Annotated in this window: 16 protein-coding genes; 7 read left to right on the top strand and 9 right to left on the bottom strand. The window is 42.1% G+C overall.

Annotated features, from left to right (window positions below; genetic code table 11):
• Positions 1-18: 18 nt before the first annotated feature.
• Positions 19-663, bottom strand: a complete 645-nt coding sequence (locus tag IEY42_RS07795) for a DUF3306 domain-containing protein (RefSeq protein WP_188924737.1) — start codon at positions 661-663, stop codon at positions 19-21.
• Positions 660-1,127 carry a DUF3305 domain-containing protein gene (locus IEY42_RS07790; RefSeq protein ID WP_188924736.1) on the bottom strand — a complete coding sequence of 156 codons (468 nt, stop codon included), beginning with the start codon at positions 1,125-1,127 and terminating at the stop codon, positions 660-662. Before IEY42_RS07790 ends, IEY42_RS07795 begins: the two co-directional genes overlap by 4 nt.
• A gap of 338 nt (positions 1,128-1,465) precedes the next feature.
• Between IEY42_RS07790 and IEY42_RS07785 the strand changes: the two genes are divergently transcribed.
• A complete protein-coding gene (locus IEY42_RS07785) occupies positions 1,466-2,326 on the top strand; it encodes a formate dehydrogenase accessory sulfurtransferase FdhD (protein ID WP_188924735.1) in 861 nt (286 codons plus the stop codon).
• 9 nt (positions 2,327-2,335) lie between these two features.
• Here the strand turns inward: IEY42_RS07785 and rlmF are convergent, their stop codons facing one another.
• Positions 2,336-3,397 (bottom strand): 23S rRNA (adenine(1618)-N(6))-methyltransferase RlmF, encoded by a 1,062-nt coding sequence (gene rlmF, locus IEY42_RS07780; RefSeq protein WP_188924734.1) that lies wholly within the window; start codon positions 3,395-3,397, stop codon positions 2,336-2,338.
• Entirely contained in the window at positions 3,397-3,795 is a 399-nt protein-coding gene (locus IEY42_RS07775) for a flagellar basal body-associated protein FliL (protein WP_188924733.1), read from the bottom strand. The genes rlmF and IEY42_RS07775 overlap by 1 nt, the downstream gene beginning before the upstream one ends.
• Positions 3,796-3,921: 126 nt before the next feature.
• Between IEY42_RS07775 and IEY42_RS07770 the strand changes: the two genes are divergently transcribed.
• Positions 3,922-4,503: a chorismate--pyruvate lyase family protein gene (locus tag IEY42_RS07770; protein WP_188924732.1), complete on the top strand. Its 582-nt coding sequence runs from the start codon at positions 3,922-3,924 to the stop codon at positions 4,501-4,503.
• Between the two features lie 57 nt (positions 4,504-4,560).
• Here IEY42_RS07770 and IEY42_RS07765 read toward each other — a convergent pair whose 3' ends face one another.
• The 3 genes from IEY42_RS07765 to IEY42_RS07755 form a co-directional block, all read right to left on the bottom strand.
• Positions 4,561-7,425, bottom strand: a complete 2,865-nt coding sequence (locus tag IEY42_RS07765; RefSeq protein WP_188924731.1) for an immune inhibitor A domain-containing protein — start codon at positions 7,423-7,425, stop codon at positions 4,561-4,563.
• Positions 7,425-7,739: a hypothetical protein gene (locus tag IEY42_RS07760; RefSeq protein ID WP_188924730.1), complete on the bottom strand. Its 315-nt coding sequence runs from the start codon at positions 7,737-7,739 to the stop codon at positions 7,425-7,427. The genes IEY42_RS07765 and IEY42_RS07760 overlap by 1 nt, the downstream gene beginning before the upstream one ends.
• Positions 7,740-7,928: 189 nt before the next feature.
• Entirely contained in the window at positions 7,929-8,525 is a 597-nt protein-coding gene (locus IEY42_RS07755) for a YhgN family NAAT transporter (RefSeq protein ID WP_188924729.1), read from the bottom strand.
• A 264-nt stretch (positions 8,526-8,789) separates the two neighbouring features.
• On the opposite strand from IEY42_RS07755, the gene IEY42_RS07750 reads away from it, so the two are divergent.
• The 3 genes from IEY42_RS07750 to hemN all read left to right on the top strand — a co-directional run bounded on the left by IEY42_RS07750 (position 8,790) and on the right by hemN (position 12,746).
• Positions 8,790-10,379, top strand: coding sequence for a metal transporter (locus IEY42_RS07750; RefSeq protein WP_188924728.1), 1,590 nt, complete (start codon positions 8,790-8,792; stop codon positions 10,377-10,379).
• Positions 10,380-10,435: 56 nt separating this feature from the next.
• Positions 10,436-11,185: an NRDE family protein gene (locus tag IEY42_RS07745; RefSeq protein WP_188924727.1), complete on the top strand. Its 750-nt coding sequence runs from the start codon at positions 10,436-10,438 to the stop codon at positions 11,183-11,185.
• Between the two features lie 184 nt (positions 11,186-11,369).
• Positions 11,370-12,746 (top strand): oxygen-independent coproporphyrinogen III oxidase, encoded by a 1,377-nt coding sequence (gene hemN, locus IEY42_RS07740; protein WP_188924726.1) that lies wholly within the window; start codon positions 11,370-11,372, stop codon positions 12,744-12,746.
• Positions 12,747-12,868: 122 nt separating this feature from the next.
• Here hemN and add read toward each other — a convergent pair whose 3' ends face one another.
• Positions 12,869-13,867 carry an adenosine deaminase gene (gene add / locus IEY42_RS07735; RefSeq protein WP_188924725.1) on the bottom strand — a complete coding sequence of 333 codons (999 nt, stop codon included), beginning with the start codon at positions 13,865-13,867 and terminating at the stop codon, positions 12,869-12,871.
• 218 nt (positions 13,868-14,085) lie between these two features.
• On the opposite strand from add, the gene IEY42_RS07730 reads away from it, so the two are divergent.
• Both IEY42_RS07730 and IEY42_RS07725 read left to right on the top strand, forming a co-directional pair.
• The gene (locus tag IEY42_RS07730) at positions 14,086-15,891 is read left to right on the top strand and encodes a DUF885 domain-containing protein (RefSeq protein ID WP_188924724.1); all 1,806 of its coding nucleotides are present in this window, start codon (positions 14,086-14,088) and stop codon (positions 15,889-15,891) included.
• A gap of 58 nt (positions 15,892-15,949) precedes the next feature.
• Positions 15,950-16,924, top strand: coding sequence for an alpha/beta fold hydrolase (locus IEY42_RS07725; protein ID WP_188924723.1), 975 nt, complete (start codon positions 15,950-15,952; stop codon positions 16,922-16,924).
• Here IEY42_RS07725 and IEY42_RS07720 read toward each other — a convergent pair.
• Positions 16,890-19,211 (bottom strand): putative bifunctional diguanylate cyclase/phosphodiesterase, encoded by a 2,322-nt coding sequence (locus IEY42_RS07720; protein ID WP_229779970.1) that lies wholly within the window; start codon positions 19,209-19,211, stop codon positions 16,890-16,892. The genes IEY42_RS07725 and IEY42_RS07720 overlap by 35 nt on opposite strands.
• Between the last annotated feature and the right edge of the window lie 829 nt (positions 19,212-20,040).

Genomic DNA, 20,040 nt, shown 5'->3' with positions numbered 1-20,040 from the left:
TAGGTATGCAGAGGTCTGTTAGCCTTTAGCCTCATCACTGGCAAAAGCTGGCACAAGCTGGTCATCATCCTGAACTTGTGCACGACTGGCCATAAGCGGCTCTGTCGATTGTTGAGATAAACTTAACGATTCATCGCCATCGATAACATCTGTGTTATTTGCCGTTTCGGCCATTTCAGCTTCAAGCGGGGTATCAATACTGTCTTCTACTTCTGCTAGCTGTTCATCTTCAGCATCATCAGTTTTTTCAACAACATAACGAAATACTTTATTGGCTAACTCAGCTGATACATCAGCAGATAACACTGGCTGATTGGAGTAATCCAGAGCGTATTCTAGTAATCCATCAATATGCCCATATTGTGGTTGTTTCCATAAGGCACGTAATGCTGCCGCCTTCGCGGTTGGGTCTACATTTTTAGCCATAAAACGGGCAAAGCTGCCACCCACTTCAATGGTATTTGGATCGGGCAACGGCTCGTCTTCGACGTTGGTATCAGTTAATGCCTCATCAACATCGTTTGTTTGACTCGCATCATCTAGGGCGACAACATCAACAGTTTCATCAACATGAGCGGCTTCTTGCTCAAGCTGTTCAGCTTCTTCAGCGACTCGTTGGCGACGTAACTCCCAACGACTTAATAATCCGTCAGAGCTACTCATCGCATGTTTCCTAAATGATCTGCACTCGGGCCTTCATTTTTACGACGATTAACATGCTTACGACGATGGGCGCTGATTTCCACTTCGCCATGGCGGGTAATAAAGGCTTCAATCCAACAGGCAACGGCGCCTGGCATGGCAACGTTTAGCACTGGCGTGTCTGACTCTAGACAACCGGCACTCACGTGTTGGTCGGCCGAAATCATCGCAGGAACCCAGGTGCCATCGCTTAGCTCATCGCATACGATGAATAACGTTGGATTTTCCATATCGAGATTAATGCGGTAACTGCCGCGTTGATCTTTGTATAACTCAAGCGGAATTAATACCGCATTTTCTGGTTTAGGTTGCGTTGCTGGCACCATGTGTTCAAGCTCCCAGCGCACTGATGACCAGCGCCCGGTTTGCACTTGCACTTTTTTGAGTGACACATACATCGGCCATATCTTGTCGGTATGTTGCATATTGATGCTGACCTCTGACTTAAATGACGTGCTGAACTAGCCACGGATATTTGAATTGCTATATCTTAGTTACAGCAAAAATAGTGCCAACTAAAAATCAAAATTAACTTTGAACTTGATCCCAATTTACCCATTAACAATAGGACATTATGTCCACTCTGCAATGTTAACTGGGACATTAATACACGTTAAAAGTATTGATTTGTTGAAGATTTGCGCCAGATCACGCTTAAGTAAGATGTTTTCAGTTTTAGGGAATAATTATTGCTATGCTTCATCAACCATGAAGCCATTTATTTGTGCCAACATCTCAATAAAGACACCTCAAGAGGCTACCTATGACCCAATCTGCTTCGGCAAAATCTGCAACTCCAAAGCCCGTTAATTTTGTTAAAACAGCGACTCAAGTTCCATTAACACTTGCAGTAAAAGCCGTTGATGATCAAGGTGAAATAGTCGATAAATTTGTCGCATGTGAACGCCCATTAACTGTGTATTTAAATTGGCGTCCAATCGTGACCTTAATGACCCTAGGTGCTAAACCCGAGTCATTGACGATTGGTTATCTTAAAAACCAAGGATTTATTAGCGATTTAAGCTTATTAGAGTCTGTCATTGTTGACTGGGAGGTGAGTTCTGCAGCGGTAATTACCCAAGAAGTCTCTGATGATATTGAGCAAAAACTGTCTGAAAAAACGGTTACATCAGGTTGCGGTCAAGGTACGGTTTATGGTGGTTTCTTACAAGGTTTAGACGATATAGTGCTGCCGACACCAGCATTAAAACAATCAACAGTTTATGCGCTACTCAATAATATTAATGCCTACAATGAAACCTACAAAAATGCGGGTGCAGTACACGGCTGTGGTATCTGCCAGGACGATAAAATTTTAGCATTTGTTGAAGATGTTGGGCGTCATAACGCAGTAGATACGTTAGCCGGCGATATGTGGCTAGAGCAGCAAACAGGCAGCGATAAAATCTTTTATACTACAGGCCGACTCACCTCAGAAATGGTGATTAAAGTCGCCAAGATGGGAATACCGGTATTATTGTCTCGCAGTGGTGTGACTCAAATGGGCTTAGACTTAGCCATGCAGCTAGGCATTACCTTGATAGCACGCGCCAAAGGGCGTCATTTTTTGATTTATCACGGCAGTGAAACCGTAGAGTTTGATGCACTCAAAAATAACGTATAACACCTCAAGCTAACCTCGTAATTGTCCCCACTGCTGATGTAATTGCGTGGGGATAAAGCTCCACGCCAAAATGCGAGTCACTTTATTACCTTGGGCCATCTCAATGGTTTTTACTTCAACCGCATTTAATTGCTTAAGCAGTTGATAGCATGGCTTGAGGTTATCGGACTTTGAGACTAACGAAGTAAACCACAGTACTTGACTGGCAAACGCTTTACTTTGGTTGATCATATTAGCTAAAAATTGTTGCTCGCCGCCATCGCACCACAGCTCAGCTTTTTGCCCACCAAAATTCAACTTAGGATTAGTTTGTACTGCAGATAAATTGCTTGAGGTTTTGCCGTGTTTTTGTTGTTGGCTTTTAGCGAGATTAGTCACCTTACGCAAAGTACCTGCGGAGGCTTCGGCTAAAGAACGATGAAAAGGCGGGTTACACATGGTGACATCAAAACGTTCGTTTTTAATAATAATGCCACTAAAAATAGCCTGAGGGTCGGGTTGTAACCTTAGCTGTAAGTTTGCAGCAATATCAGGGTTTTGCTTGACAATATGAGCCACGTTATCAATCGATGCTGGATCAATATCTGAAGCAACAAATTGCCAACCATAGGTGGTAATCCCCAACAAAGGATAAATGCCATTGGCACCGGTACCAATATCTAACGCGCGTATTCCTGCTCCACGTTTAATGTGACCTTTTAATGCTAATAAGTCAGCAATGTAGTGCAAATAATCGACACGTCCAGGCACTGGGGGGCATAAATATCCTGACGGAATATCCCATGCTTTGATTTTGTACTCACTGAGCAACAGCGCCGCATTTAACGCCTTAACAGCTTGAGGGTCAGCAAAGTCGATTGATGGATTTCCATAAGGATTAGGCCGCACAAAAGTCGCTAATGACGGCATTACACTAACTAACTTGTCAAAATCATAACCATGCTGGTGAGCATTACGAGGGTGTAACGTTTTGATTATGGTTTTGCTCTGTGGCGCTTTTTTCTGTGCCATTGGCGAGCGTTTACTTGTAGGTTGCTTAGCTCGACCAACACGAGATTTGGGATAGGTCATTAATCGTATAAGTATTTGGTGAACAGTAAATTAACCACGATTGCACGGCCAACTTCTTGCTCCATTAAACGGTTAACGGTTTCATAGCATTCACGGCGAATTTCTTCACGTCCAGATAGCGATTTCACTTTATCTTCAGACTGGTTACCCAGAATCTCAACTATAGCTGAGCGTAATAGCGGGTCGTGGTGCTCTAAACTCACAAGATCATTAGGATCTTTTACCATCAACTCAACACTGATCTTAACAAAACCTAACTTTTTACGATTAGAAATATAATTAGTCACGATATCAGGCTCAAAGCCATAATATGCGTAATCTTCAACACCTTCATCTGCCGCGTTGACGTTTAATGAAACACAGCACCAAATAACTAACGTAAAAAACCATTTTTTCATAATAAGAGACACTCCTAAAGATGTAACGTTAATTAAATCGGCCATGTTGTCCACACCTTGAGGCGTGTTTGGTGATTCACGACATGATAGACTATTGCCGTTGAGGTATATTGTAACGAGTTTTAGATGAACGTGACCAGTGTTAGCTTTCCATATGGTGAATCAATTCATTGGTTTTCGCCACAAAAAATCGATTCCTTACCCGATAACCAACTTAAAGACTGGTTATTAGCGCCAGGCAGTTTAACCCAACGACTTAAAACCCATTGTCGCCATTTTGAAGTCAAAGTCCTTGGGGAGCATTTGCTCTCACCTCTTGAACATGAGTTTCCAAGCCACAATGAACCGGTTTGGATCCGTGAAGTACTATTATGCCTTGATGGCACACCTTGGGTGTTTGCCCGCACATTAATCCCGCAAAATATTTTACATACTCAGAGCCATCATTTTGAAGGTTTAGGAACCCGCCCGCTTGGAGAGGTATTATTTACCAGCCCAGATATTACCCCTGGTGATATCGAAGTGGCCCAGTTCGAAACCTGTGGCAGACTTGCGGCATTAGCCACAAGCCTTAACCAGCATGTGGCATCGAGCTTGTGGGGGCGAAGGCGTTATTTTAATTTACTCGATTCACAACTGATTGTTAGCGAGATTTTTTTACCCGCTGCAGTTGATTACATCAATAAAAATTTGGCCGCACCGCAATAAAAAAGCCCATTATGTAAAGTAACGGGCTTTTTATGGGTTGTGTCGATAATCTAATCGTTAAACGGTTTGAGTCCGCTTACGATACCCACCAGAAAGTGCCAGCAGCACCATACTTAACCAACCTAAACTACCGCCACCACTGCTACTGTCAGTAGATGTGGTCTCTGTTGGCGTGGTGGTAGTAGGCGTGGTAGCAAGCGTAATCGTCACATTTTGACTAACCGTTGATTCATTGCCTAATGAGTCTGTTGCGACTAATGTCACCGCATAAGTGCCACTCTGGGTGTAAGTGTAGCTCGGGTTTTGTACTGTGCTTGAGGCACTGCCATCACCAAAATTCCAAAGGTAAGTGAGCCCGCCAAAGCCTTCGGTTGAACGGTTTGTCATACTAACACTGGCATCCGTTTGAGTTAACGTAAACGCAGCAACAGGTAATATGACCACTCGTACGTTCTCTGTGGCGGTAACCGTATTACCCGCACTGTCTTTCACCACAACGCTCACGGCATAATCACCTGATTGTGCATAAGTATAAGTGGGAGCAGCATCTGTGCTAGTGGCATTATCACCAAAAGACCAAGCATAGGTGTAGTCGCTACCACCTGTCACCTCAGCACTAAAACTCACATCAGCACCGTTTACTTGTGCGCTAACCTCTGCAGTCAGCGTCACGTCAGGTAAAACACTGCTGTCAGCTAAGGCAAACTCAACGGTTGCCGTGCTGCTATCGGAGGCTTGCTCAGTTACCTGCATGGTTAACCCTAACTCAGGTAATATCATACCTGCTTGTGGCTTAAGTGGCGCACTGTAATCTCGGCTGTCATCAAATAATGACTCAGCGCTTAAGTGAGTGTCACCAGAATAACTATTTTGAGCATACAAGCTAAAGGCCGCGTCACGAATTTGCACGTCGGTACTGCGGGTGCCAATAAGATTCTGATCAGCATCAATCACCCCAATTAAACCTTCACCAGGATGCACTGAAACGTTATTGTCGTCCTGATTAAAGTTCTCTAACCATAGCAATACGCCCGGTTCGTATTTTTCATAAAACAATCCACCATCAACACCTTGATGGCTTCGAAGCTGGACAATATAACGTCTTGCTTTACCAGGACGATTATCATCAATGCGGCTAAAACCTGATAAGGTTGCAACACCACTAGACTCTGCGCCATCGACATAAAATGCGCTACCTTGATTGGTAAGTTGAATGTCATCAATCGCCATACCATAGTCGCCTACAGCTTCATCGGTTTTATACACCATACTAATTTGAACAGTGCGGCCAGCATAAGCACTAAGGTCGAAACTAAGATCAACCCAAGACTCTGTCCCCGTTGCCGTGCTGATATCACTCGACTGGCCAGATATAAAGTTTTTAACACTAGGGTAAATAGTATTATTTGTGGCGGTGTAGTTACCCGCAATAGCCACACTGTCGACCATCACTTGCACATAATCATAATCAATTTCAATGTTCCAATGTGCTTTAAATGTCAGCGCTAATGGTGTATCTAAAGGTAAAGCCACATCAAAAGACATTGCATTATTAACCATGTTGCCTTGGCCAGAATAATACTGGTACTCGCCACTGAAAGGAGCTGTAAAGGCAATATCTTCAGCGGGCAAGGCTATCGATAGCTGGTTTACGGCATCGGCATTAACCGCATGATTTAACTGTACTGCTGTACCACTACGGGTTAAATCGGCTAGGGCAATATTTTGCTCGTTAACCCATTTGCCTTTATATTTTTGTTGAAGATACGATCTCGCATATGGGCTAAAGCCACTTGGCTGAGCCCCAGCAATACTACCGGTCCAACTGCCGTCAGACATTAACGACCAAGCACCTACGGGTGAACCATCGCCACTGTAAGTGAGATCATATTCATCAGGTAAACCTAAGTCATGGCCAAACTCATGGGTACAGACACCGGCAGCAGAGTCGATAGGCTGCACGGTATAACCAAATACTTTAAGGCCACCACGCCCAGGTATGGCATAACCGCTTGTGCTAGAGTCTACATAATAGCGATGCGACCAAATAGCATCATCGGCTAATACACCGCCACCCGCTTCTTCACCAATACTTGAGTGAAACAGCATTACATGGTCAATAATGCCGTCGGCTTCATCGTAATTACCGTCGCCGTCTAAATCGTATGGGTCTTCTACATCATAAGAAGCTAACTCGGCATCGGTCATATCAGCAACCGCTTTAACCACCGCCTCTTTAACCAATTCAGGCACGGCTTGATCATCTTCGTCAGCATTATTGGCACCATAATATGCCGCGTTATTGTCTGCTGTAACCCAACCTTTTACGTCACCGGTAAAAAAGAAACTCTCGCCCGATACGGCCTGAAAATATTGATATGCCGACTGTAACGTTTCATTATTGGGTCCAGTAAAACCAGTCTCTGAGAACAACAATTGCTGATAATGTGATGCGGGGTAACTGCTGTAATACATCGCAGTATCCCCAGACTCAAGCTGGTTAGCATCGTAAGGTAAATCAGGAAAGTCCACCAGCACGGCCAACACCTTAACCGTTTTAGTTATATCTTGGTCAGCCTGAACGGTGTTATTTGAGGCCGCATATTGAGCAGTTTTATTGCTGCTACTTGACCGTGATAACTGATTAAGACGCGCTTGCTCCGCTTTGGCTTCAATGGCAGCAGGTTTAAACGTGGCATCACGGCCGCGGCTCACAAATGCTTCTACAGCAGCTTGCTTTTCTGCATCACTGGCATCTGCTGCTAATTCACCGCGTTTAATTAACCAATACAATACTTGCTGTTCATTGATGATAGCGCCATCGGTTGGCGTGCCCGTTTGCGGCGCGGCTACCGCGGCCATGCTGCATGCAAGCAACAAGCTAGAAACAGCAAACCCTTGATATTTAGTTAACTTACTCATTACGACTTACCTGTATTTGGTGTAGGTTTATGGCATTTTTCAAATGCTTTTTGACGCTTAGCAATATAGTCGGCAACCGTTTTATCTATTTGTGCCTGCTCCATATCGTCGGTAATTATTCCTTTGGCGCGCAAGTTTACAATTAACTTGCTGCGATCTCGTATCGGCGGCATGGCGCTAGGCCCGCAATCTTTAATGATGGGTTGTGTGACCCCTTCTGCGGTCTGTTTGCTGGTTTGCGTCTCAGTCACTTGATGTTGGCAACCCTGCAAGCTCAAGCTTAGCAGTCCCAACATAATCAAAATATGCTTCATATATCACCCCACCCCATAATTACATGACATTAACAGCTGCAACGATAGACTTACAATTAAACTTAGACATTGTTTAATGTATTGATGACCGTTCGATTAAAAAGTAGTAAAAAAATCATTACGAAGGCCGAAAAAGCAAAAAACCGACTCATTAAAGTCGGTTTTAAAAGTAAATACAGCCGATTGGGATTAACTGGCAGTGTGGCTTATATAATTTGAAACACCATCGAGCAGCATTTGCACTGAAATCATCACCAGCACCATACCCATCAATCGCTCAACAGCAGTTAAGCCTTTTTCGCCTAATAAACGGGTAAATAATTTGTAAAACATCAAAATAAACGCACTTAATGCCCATGCAGACACTAAAGCAATGGTCCAATCCATCATTCGACTGCTATCGGTATGTGCTAATAAAATCAACGCGGCCAAAATAGACGGGCCAGCCATCAAAGGAATAGCCATAGGTACAATAAACGGCTCTTCTCCCGCGGCTAATCCTGCTACGCCACCAGGCGATGGGAAAATCATTTTAATCGCAATTAAAAATAGAATAATCCCGCCGGCAATACTGACCGATTCTGAACGTAAATTAAGAAAATTCAAAATAGCTTCACCAGCATACAAGAATGACAGCATAATAATTAACGCAAATAATAATTCACGGATTAAGACTCTGCGGCGTTTTTTGGGATCGATGTGGCGCAATATGGAGGCAAAAATCGGTAAATTACCGAGGGGATCCATAATCAGAAATAACATCACAGCAGCAGAAAAAATATCCATGGACAACAATCTTTTAATTTGTAAAACAGTGGCGATATTGTATACCGAAACCATCACAACAATCGACGTAATGAGTCAGATATTCGTTTAATCTGTTTCCAATCGCATAACCTTCTACCTTCACGGTGGCCTATGGCAGACTGTCGAGCATTGCTTACCTCATCTGTTTTAAGTAAATTTTTCAGCTTGTGCTATTCGCACGCTACAACATAATTGAAAAATGTTATACTGCATCGTTTTTTTTCGATTGAACTCTTGGATAACATGCTCTATCTCATCGCTAGTTGTATCGCATTATTATTTGGGCCACTTTTTTACCGTTATTTTTCATCGGGAAGTGGGCTGCACAAAGGCTTAGACGGGTTTATATTCGTCTCACTAGGCGGTTTAGTGCTCATCCATATATTGCCAGAGCTGCTTCAGCACGGCGGTTTTGTTACGCTATTTTTTGTATTGCTCGGTGTTTGGGGCCCTACAGCCAGTGAAAAACTGTTTCATCGATACTCAAACATTACCCATAATATTACTTTAACCCTCGGTATTGGCGGTCTGTTACTGCACACCATTACCGATGGTGGTGCAATGGTGCTCGCACAGCAAGAAGGCAATTCTATCTTACTTGCCTTGGGCGTGATTATGCACCGCCTACCTGTCGGGGTGGCTATTTGGTGGTTATTAAAGCCGCAAGTGGGAACCCGCTGGGCCAGTATTGTGTTAGCAGCAATGATGTTACTCACCGCAGCAGGCTATTTTGCTGGTGAGCAGTTATTAACTCAATTAAGCCTGGAAAATACGGTTTATCTACAAGCATTTGTAACCGGTTCAATTTTACATGTTGTACTACATCAACCTCATGGTCATCAGCACGAAGACAAGCAAGGAAAATATCAATACCAGGCAGGCATTGGCAGCTTATTAGGCTTAGGTTTATTGGCACTATTATTGTTAATGGACACAGGAGGTCACGAGCATGCACATCATAACCATGGCCCTGAACAGTTTGTGAGCTGGTTATTAACCATTTCACCCATTTTATTAGCCAGCTATGTTATTGCGACAGCCCGATTTGCTCTGGGTTTACAACCATCGCATCACTCACTCGCACTGCGCTGGTTACAACGCTTAGCAGGGCCTGAAGCGCTATTGGTGACCTTACTACTACTGGGCCCTTGGTTTGCACTGTATCAACTGTTTGGCTTATTGGCGATAGGTGTGCTGATGACAACCACTAAAGTCGAGATTACCGACCCACACCCTTCGCAGCCTAAATCAGCGTTGCGTTTTGGTTTTGGCCAACTCGTTGACCGAAGCGCGCCTTGGATAATATTAAGTTTAGTATTGGCTAATTTAATTGGTCATCCATCCGTACCACTAGAGAACCCAGCGACACAGGTGTTTATTTTACTGTTGGTCTTTTTACCTATGCGCTTTTGTAATCTTGGCACCGTTATTTTGGCATTAGCCTTGGCGTACAGCGGGTGGAGTCAGATAGCCATTGCCTTTACGTTATTAGCTGCACCTGTGCTCAGTATTGGTCAGTTAAAATTAATGAATTGGAAACAAGGCTTAATGTTAGGCGTTATTTTATTAGCGGGGCTAATGGTCGCAGACCAAGTGACATTAAGCTCAACAGCTACGTTAAATCTGCCAGATAGCGTCAATATGATTGGCTTGGTGGCGATAGTATTATTATTTGGCGCAAGCTTGTTACGCCTTGGACCTCGACAGTTTTTAAGTCGCTTGATGATTAATATAAAATCTGCGCCACATGACCATGCAAAAGGTCATGACCATAGCCATCATCATTCTCATGCTAAAGCTAATAACTCAGAGCACAATCATCAACATAAATAACCCGTAAATACCATTTATGGTTATGATGGGGTTACCGTCCTTTAACGAGTAGCCCCATGTGCATTTTATTTGTTGCTATTGATGCCCACCCAGATTACCCACTGATTGTTTGTGCTAATCGTGATGAATTTCATCATAGAGCAACAGAGCCCGCTTATCGCTGGCCAACCATACCGACTATTTATGCTGGCCAAGACAAACTCGCTGGCGGCACTTGGCTTGGAGTGAATGATCTTGGCCACTTTGCAGGGTTAACCAATATAAGAGAAATGGAACAACAAAACGGCGTGCGAAGTCGTGGTGAATTGGTCGTTAATGCGTTATGTACGACTGATATAACGCCACAATGGCTAAGCGAACATGCCATCAACTACAACCCTTTCAATTTAGTATTTCAACAACAGCAACAACTGTATTGCTTTAACAGTAAAACCTTGCAAACGACATTGTTATCACCAGGATTTCATGCGGTGAGCAATGGTGCGTTAGACGATGTATGGCCCAAAATGGCTAAAGGCCAACAAGCACTACAAAGTTACATATCCAAAACAGTTCAACCCGATGTGGAAGCCCTACGCACATTAATGCTCGACACTTCTCAACCAGCAGATGCCGATTTACCACAAACAGGCCTGAGCATGGAGTGGGAACGCAGATTATCATCCATTTTTATTCAACACGAAGAGTATGGCACCCGCTCGACTAGCATATTACTCAAACACCGAAGCGGCAGTATGACCTTTTGTGAAACGCGTTATGACGGAAAAGCCCGAAATCTCGGTTCGCAGCAATTTACATTGGGTTAACTTCAATATTTTACGGTAATAGACTGTGATATACGCCTCATTACTAACAAAATCTCATATCAGCGAGCGCTAAACTGCATGGGTTTAAACAAGCAACATTCATTTTTACAACCTAGATCAAGTTAATTTGTTTACGAACATTGCATACTTCGCGTGTTGCTAATTTACCCCCGGAGGACACGCCTTGAAGCAGCCCACTCAGATTAGTTGGGATCAGTCGATGATCGAAAAATACAATTACAGCGGTCCCCGTTATACTTCTTATCCGACCGCATTAGAATTCGATGACGCCTTTACTGAGCAAGATTTACTGACATCGATTAAAAATAGCAAAACCGACAAACTGTCGTTGTATGTGCATATTCCTTTTTGTGCCAAGCTTTGTTACTACTGTGGCTGTAATAAAATTATTACTCGCCATGCCCACAAAGCAGACCAATATATTGAGTATTTAGCCGCTGAAATTATTAAGCGCGCACCACTATTCAAAAACTACACCGTAACCCAAATGCATTGGGGCGGCGGCACACCAACCTTCTTAAGTCCTGAGCAAATTCTTAAGTTAACGACACTAATTAAAGAACACTTTAACTTTGCTGAAGTAGGTGAATACTCAATTGAAGTCGACCCGCGTGAAATAGAACTCACCATGTTAGACACGCTAAAAGAAGCCGGCTTTAACCGGGTATCTATTGGTGTGCAAGACTTCAATAAAGATGTTCAAGTTGCGGTAAATCGCGAACAAGACGAACAATTTATATTCGACTTAATAGCCAGAGCAAAAGAACTAGGATTTGTATCGACAAACGTTGACCTTATTTATGGTCTACCGCTACAAACACCCGAAACCTTTGCGAAGACTATCGCGCGTATTATTGAATTATCGCCAGATCGTTTATCGGTATTTAACTATGCGCATTTGCCATCACGTTTTGCGGCACAACGTAAAATTAAAGATGCCGATATGCCATCACCACAACAAAAACTCGATATGTTGCATCAAACCATTGAGTCGTTGACGGGTGCCGGTTATCAGTTTATTGGTATGGACCACTTTGCTAAGCCAACAGATGAATTAGCTAAATTACAAAATGCCGGCAAGCTGCATCGTAATTTCCAAGGTTATACCACTCAGGAAGAATGTGACTTATTAGGTTTAGGTGTTTCATCAATCAGCCAAATTGGCGATTGTTATGCACAAAATCAAAAAGACATTCGCCCTTACTACGAGTCAATTGACGCTAATGGTCATGCACTTTGGAAAGGTTGTAGCTTAAACCGCGATGATGAAATCCGCCGTGCGGTCATTAAGCAAATCATTTGTCATTTTGACTTAGATATGGCCAAAATTGATGCCGCATTTGATATTCAATTTGAAGACTACTTTGCTGAAGACTTAAAGTTATTACAGACCTTTATTAACGATAAGCTTGTCGATATAACGGACCGCAAACTTACCGTTAGCGCGACCGGTCGTCTACTTATCCGTAACATCTGTATGTGCTTTGATGTCTATTATCGTCAAAAAGCCCGTCAACAGCAGTTTTCACGGGTGATTTAACCCAGCGTTAATCAATATCTGAACATAAAAATAGCCAGCATTTGCTGGCTATTTTGTTATGTACTTTATCAGGTTTAACGCAATGTTTTATTGGCATTCAACTCAAGCTATTTAAACTCAGGTTATTTCTCTTTTCTTGCGTATAACGCTTTACGCTCATTGTCTGACAAAAACGCCATCTCAACGCCATTACGTTGCAAGGTTGCCAATTGGTTATCGCTAAAGCCCATTTCTGATTTAACCACACGATACTCGTGCGCGATATCAATTGCGCTCACGCCTGGGTCATCAGTATTCAAACCAATTAACACACCAGCGTCTAAAAATTTACGCAGAGGATGCACATCATAGTTTGCGACGGTTGAAGTATGTAAATTACTGGTTGGGCACGATTCAATACCAATACGATGTTTAACAAGGTATTCCATTAATTTAGGATCGTGAATAGCATTAACACCATGGCCAATACGAGTGGCACCTAAAACGTTAATGGCTTGCCACATGCTTTCAGCACCCGCCGCCTCACCCGCATGAGCAGTGATTTGTAGTCCGGCATCACGTACACGTTTAAAGTGTTCGGTAAATAAATCGCCTGGGAAACCTAGCTCATCACCCGCGAGATCCATTGCAACAATGCTGTCACGGTGCGCTAAAATGCCTTCTAACTCTAAACGGCATTTTTCTTGGCCAAAAGAGCGCGACATAATGCCAATGAGGTTAATTTGAACGTCGTGCTCTTTAACGCCAGCACGAACACCATCAATAACCGCTTCAACCACGCCTTCAATGGGTAAATTATGATTCATCGCCATATAATAAGGACTAAAGCGCAGTTCTGCATAATCTAATCCTTGAGCTGCTGCATCGGCTACGTTTTCATAGGCAACACGCTTAACAGCATCTAAATCAGCCAATACAGCAACCATCCAATCTAGCTTCTTTAAAAAATCAACCAGATTGTTTTCTTTACCCTGAATTTGCACAAAAGGCGCAAGCTCTTCTAACGAATTAGCGGGTAACTGAATGCCATGTTGATGGCCTAATTCCCAAATGGTTTTTACGCTAACATTACCGTCTAAGTGACGATGTAAATCAACCAGCGGAATGGTTGTATCTATCATAATTAACCCCTATAAACTTACCCTGCCATTGGTTTAATTTTTTCGGTCAGAGAATAGCATTTAGTTTAACATGTATTTACATATTTTCTGATGACGATTGCTTATTTCTGAACCCTGTCACAACAAACCTTAACTGTATTTGCCATGTGTTTTTAGATTGAAATCGGGCATACTCTCAATAAACGAAGCCAACACTTTGCTACATGAAAGGACTTTCGATGCGCTTGCTGCTTTTACCTGCACTTTTTGTATTCAGTTTATCTGGTTGTCAATTTAACGCGGCACCACTAGCTTCCGCAGTAGCGCCTGCGACACAAGCCAATGCCGAACAAGACTTACAGACCTTAATAGATAAAAGCTGGGAGCTCACTTTAGCGTATTCTCCTGAGCTTGCTGCCAGTTTAGGCAACAAAGATGCTGCCAGTAAACTCACCGACTTATCCCCAGAATCATTAGCACAAAAAGATCAGCGAATAAAAACGTTGCTCAAACAGCTCGCTGCGCTAGACCGTAGTGAGTTATCGAGCGCTAGTGTTATCAACGCCGATATGCTCCAAGCTCAGCTGCAAAATGATGTTGACCTTTATCGCTTTCATGACCATTACCTGCCGATCACCGCTGAAAGTGGCTTTCACGCGTATATCGCCTCCATCGCAAAATCATCTTTTAACAATATTGAAGATTACCAGCAATATATTGCCAAGTTAGAAGACATGCCTCGCTATTTTGAACAACAAACATTCTGGCTTAAGCAGGGTCTTGCCAGCGGGATAACGCCGGCAAAAATAACCTTAAAAGGCTTCGAAGACAGTATTAGTGCTTTTATTGTTGAACCACAAAAAAGTGGCTACTTTAAGCCATTTACTAACTACCCAAACCATTTCAGCGCTGCACAGAAAACCGCACTTACCCTGCAAGGCCTTGAGTTGGTATCAAATACAGTATTGCCAGTATACCAACAGTTTTATGATTTTATGACTGAGCAATACATACCCAATGCACGCTCTGAAATTGCCGCATCAGCACTACCTGATGGCCCAGCGTTTTATCAAAATAGAGTTAATTACTACACCACAGTCGACATGAGTGCCGAGCAAGTCCATCAACTTGGACTTGAGGAAGTGGCAAGAATACGCGCCGAAATGGAGGCGATTATTCAACAGGTAAAATTTGACGGCAGCTTTGCGGACTTTTTACATTTTTTACGCACCGATCCGAAGTTTTACCCTAAGTCGGCTGATGAGCTACTAAAAGAAGCCGCCTTTATTGCCAAAAAAGCCGATGCCATGCTGCCTAAATATTTTGGTAAATTACCTCGTACACCTTATGGCATTGCCCCTGTGCCTGCAGAAATAGCACCTAAATACACCACTGGACGCTACTCTGGCTCAAACCGCGATGACGAACCTGGCTATTATTGGGTTAATACTTACGCTTTAGATAAACGCCCTTTATATGAACTTGAAGCACTCACGCTGCATGAAGCAGTACCAGGGCATCACCTGCAAATTTCATTAAATAAAGAGCTAACTGATTTACCCAACTTTAGACGTTATAGCTATATTTCAGCGTTTGGTGAAGGCTGGGGACTATATTCAGAATACCTTGGACTTGAAGCCGGGTTTTATCAAGACCCATACAGTAACTTTGGCCGTTTAACTTACGAAATGTGGCGAGCAGCTCGCCTAGTCGTCGACACTGGGATGCATTCAAAAGACTGGACTCGCCAACAAGCAATTGATTTTATGGCCAGTAATACCGCGCTATCAATGCATAATGTCACCACAGAGATTGACCGTTATATTTCATGGCCAGGGCAAGCACTGTCTTACAAAATAGGCGAGCTCATCATTAAACGTTTACGTGCAAAAGCAGAGACCGAATTAGGCGCTGATTTTAACCTCAGAGCTTTTCATGATGCAGTACTTGAAAATGGGTCAATTCCAATGTCAGTATTAGAACAAATGATTGATCAGTTTATCTTGCAGCAACAGGCCTTATTAACCACCAATGGCCAAAGTTAACGGCCATTGTGATGACTCGATAAACGCCTAAACATATTAACCAGCTGGCTTATACATAATGCATTACATGAAATTTTCGTCTGAACTCAAGTTAGATACCAGCGCCCAGCGCGATTTTTGGCTAGGAGTCGAACAAAGTCACTTTAAGACACCAGACGGGATTAATATCGCTTATGCCCATATCCAACATCCAGATAGCCAAAAAGCAATAGTCATTAGCAATGGTCGTGTTGAGTCATATATAAAATATAAAGAGTTAATGTTTGATTTATTTCAACAGGGTTTTAGCGTCTATGCATTAGATCATCGAGGCCAAGGGTTATCTGACCGGCTGACACATAACCCTCATATGGGATATGTCGATAATTTTAGTGATTATACCCAAGACCTCAGCCAATTCATTGATGAGGTTGTCAGGCCTTTTAAGCATACAGAGCTATTTATGTTAGCTCATTCAATGGGAAGCACCATAGCAAGCCACTATATACACTTGCACCCCACAACATTTACAGCGGCCGTGTTTTCAGCACCTATGTTTGGCATTAATCTGCCTTTTGCTGAGTCGTTAGTACGATGGTTAGCCACTAAATTTGATAACAGCGAGATAGTTAATGGCAAGGTAAACAGCCGTTTTGTATTAGGCGGTGGTGCTTATCAAGCCGTCAATTTTAACCGAAATCAGCTTACTCATAGCCTGCAGCGTTATCAGCACTATCGTAACGTATTTAACGCCACACCAGAGGCTCAATTAGGATCACCGACCAATCATTGGTTACTTGAAGCCTTAGATGCAGCGATGCAAAGCATCGGTTATGCCAAAGAGAGCCAAACTCCGATTTTGATTTTACAGGCAGAAAAGGACAGCGTTGTTTGCAATGAAGCACAAAATCGCTCGCTTAGTAACAAGTGTCATAAAGTCGTTATTGAAGGAGCGTTTCATGAGGTATTTATTGAAACAGATACAATGCGCAATATCGCATTGTCGTATTCAATGGACTTTATGGCGCAACACTCAACGATAACTGCGTCTTAATCAACTGTGTAATGTCATCTTGATCAAGTGGTCGGCTAATAATGTAACCTTGAAACCCTGAACAATTTGCATGAGTTAATAAGTTTAGTTGCTTTTTATTTTCTATTTGCTTAGCGACAACAGGTAAATTCAACTTATTAGCAAACTCAACTACGGCATTAACAATGTTAAATGTTTCAGGGTTATATTCTATTTCCTCAAGATACACAGCTGCTAACTTGACCTGCGAAAATGAAATTCCTTGCAATTGATGCACACCACAAGAGCCACCACCAAAATCGTCCATCGCGATGTTAATACCATAAGCTTGTAGTTCTATAATCTTATTTCTTGCGTCATCAGCATTAACCTTGAAAATGTCTTCCGCTAATTCAAATTGGAGCAATTTAGGTGAGATATGAACCGCTGATATTCTGCTTATCACTACATGAGCAAAATGATCCTGATGAAAATGCCTTGAAGAAATATTCAGAGACATCACAGGCACAGTAGAATTAGTTTGCAGTAAAGAGTTAATTAACAACAACACTTGATCGAGTGCCCAAAGCTCAATCTCAAAAATATAATCTGTCACTTCAGCTGCTGCAATAAATTTGCGCGGACTAATATAACCAAATTGTGGGTGATACCAGCGCATCAACACTTCGACACTATTTAATTGCCCAGCATGATCAACAACAGGCTGATACACCAATGACATTTGTTTATTATGAATTGCAAGCTTAAGTTCACTTTGCAGCTTTATTGGCTGTACATGTTGCTGGTCTAATTCTGGCTGATAAATAGCGCAGCCATTGGAGCGACTATCCTTTGCTTGCTCTAAAGCGCTATCTGCTCGAGCCAATAATACTTGTGGTTCTAGCGACTCAATACCGTCAAAAACAACCAAACCCACCCTAGCTGTTATAGATAAGTTTTGTTCGGAAATAGTAAAGCCGCGACCAATGAGCTGCCTAACTTCACTCGCTAAGGCTAATGCACGTTTGTTTGCTTGATCGATATCATGACCAAAGTTTTTAGCCAAAATAACAAACTCATCGGCACCAAGACGCGCCACGGTACCCGCATTAGCAAAGCTCCCAGATAACCGAGCTGCAATTTGCATCAATAGGCGATCACCTAACTGCCGTCCGAGGGCATCATTAATGAGTTTAAAATTATCTAAATTAATCATTAACAGTGCTGAGAATTGACCTGATTTGCGACTAAGCACTTGCAAATCATAAAGTTGATCTGCAAGCACCTCTCGATTAATTAAATCAGTTAAGCCATTGTGATTAGGTTTATCCACTGAAATACGCTGACTTTTAACGTCACCTGACACATCGGTAATAGTACCAATAATTCTTAAAGGTCTACCTAACTCATCCCACTCAACAATTTTACCTCGATCAAGCACCCATATATAACGGCCATCTTTATGCCGTAGACGATGTACACTCTCATATTCATCATGTTGATTATTGATATAATTTTGAAGGGTATTTAATACTTGGGGCTTATCGTCACGATGTAAACGAGACTCCCAAACAGAATAGTCATTATCAAGTTCATAAGGTTGATAGCCTAATATTTCTTTCCAGCGATCAGAAACAAACACATCACCAGTAGCAATAGCCCAATCCCAAATGCCATTACGTGCCCCCTCTACAGCAAACAACCAACGTTGCTCAGCATTATTAAGTCGCTTTTGGCTACGGTACAAACGCCCTTTCACTAAATTTAAATAATCTCGTAAGGTCGTCATCTCACGAGTAACACAGATAATATTCGTATTAAAGTCTGGCTTATCGATGTTTTTAGCAGCACGACTTAATTGAGACAGCGGTCGAATAAAAGCATAATGTAAGAGCATATAAAACAATGTCAGTACAATTGCACCTAAACCCCATATTTCAATAAAACGCTTGAGCAAACTCTCTGAAGCTTCAGATAGCAGATTTGCAATATCATATTCGAGATAAATAAGTTCAACCATATTCGAATAACTAAAACGTGAATTTGAATTCAGCGGATAATAGGCTTGAATCGATAAACGTTCAAAATTCACGATGACATTAGGTTTATTGCTGCCAATAGAAGCACGATGCTTATCGGCTGAATAACCTTCAAGGACATTGATGGCATTACTTTCCCGCCAAATTATATGGTTAGCAAATTTAATATCACTAGCAGAATCTAAAATAACATAAGCCATCATATTCTGATCGGTCGATACTAACGCAACTTCCTGCTCAATACGTTCAAAGTCTTGAGTCATAACAGAAGACTCAATCACATGACTCATACGAAAAAGATCTTTTTGAATTTGCTCTGATTGTCTTAACGCTAATTGATCATTTAATTCTGCATGTTCATAAAAATACTCCCCGCATACCAAACCGAGGTAAAGGATAAAAAAACATGCAGGAACAACTACAGACAAAGACAGTTTCGGCAACCGAGGCAAAATAAACCCACCCAATAAAATAGATAAATATATGCTAGCGGTAATCTTAGCAAGATGTAAAGGAATAGTTATATAACACAACCACATAAACAGGATAAACACTGTTTAATAATGAAAGCTTTACTCCACATATTGTAGTTCAAATTTATCCAAACAATAAAACAAAACCGACTCGAGTAAAAAAATAATATTAATTCCAGGTGTTTAGAGCTGTTTTATAATTTATTTATGTGAATCACTCTCACATGACCATATCGAACAAACTGTTATCTTGCTCATTTTGATAAATAAAGATTGATACACCAAACTCAAATTCCAAACGTAAAAAAGCCCGTTGCGTTTGCAACGGGCTTTCATACTTATTAGGCGCCTGGAAATGACCTACTCTCATATGGGCATGTCGACCACACTGCTATCTTGATCATTTTTATAAATAAAGGTTGATGCACAAAACTCAAATTCCAGACGTAAAAAAGCCCGTTGCGTTAACAACGGGCTTATCACTCTCTTTTCAGAGAAATTAGGCGTCTGAAAATGACCTATTATCACATGGGCATGTCGACCACACAGCTATCATGTTCATTTGATACACAAATCTTAGACGTAAAAAAGCCCATTGCATTTGCAACGGGCTTTTTTACTTATTAGGCGCCTGGAAATGAATACT

This window comes from Shewanella algicola (assembly GCF_014648035.1).
Taxonomy (GTDB): Bacteria; Pseudomonadota; Gammaproteobacteria; order Enterobacterales; family Shewanellaceae; genus Shewanella; species Shewanella algicola.
Note: the sequence above shows the minus strand (reverse complement) of the source record. Positions and strands in the feature narration are given on the sequence as shown.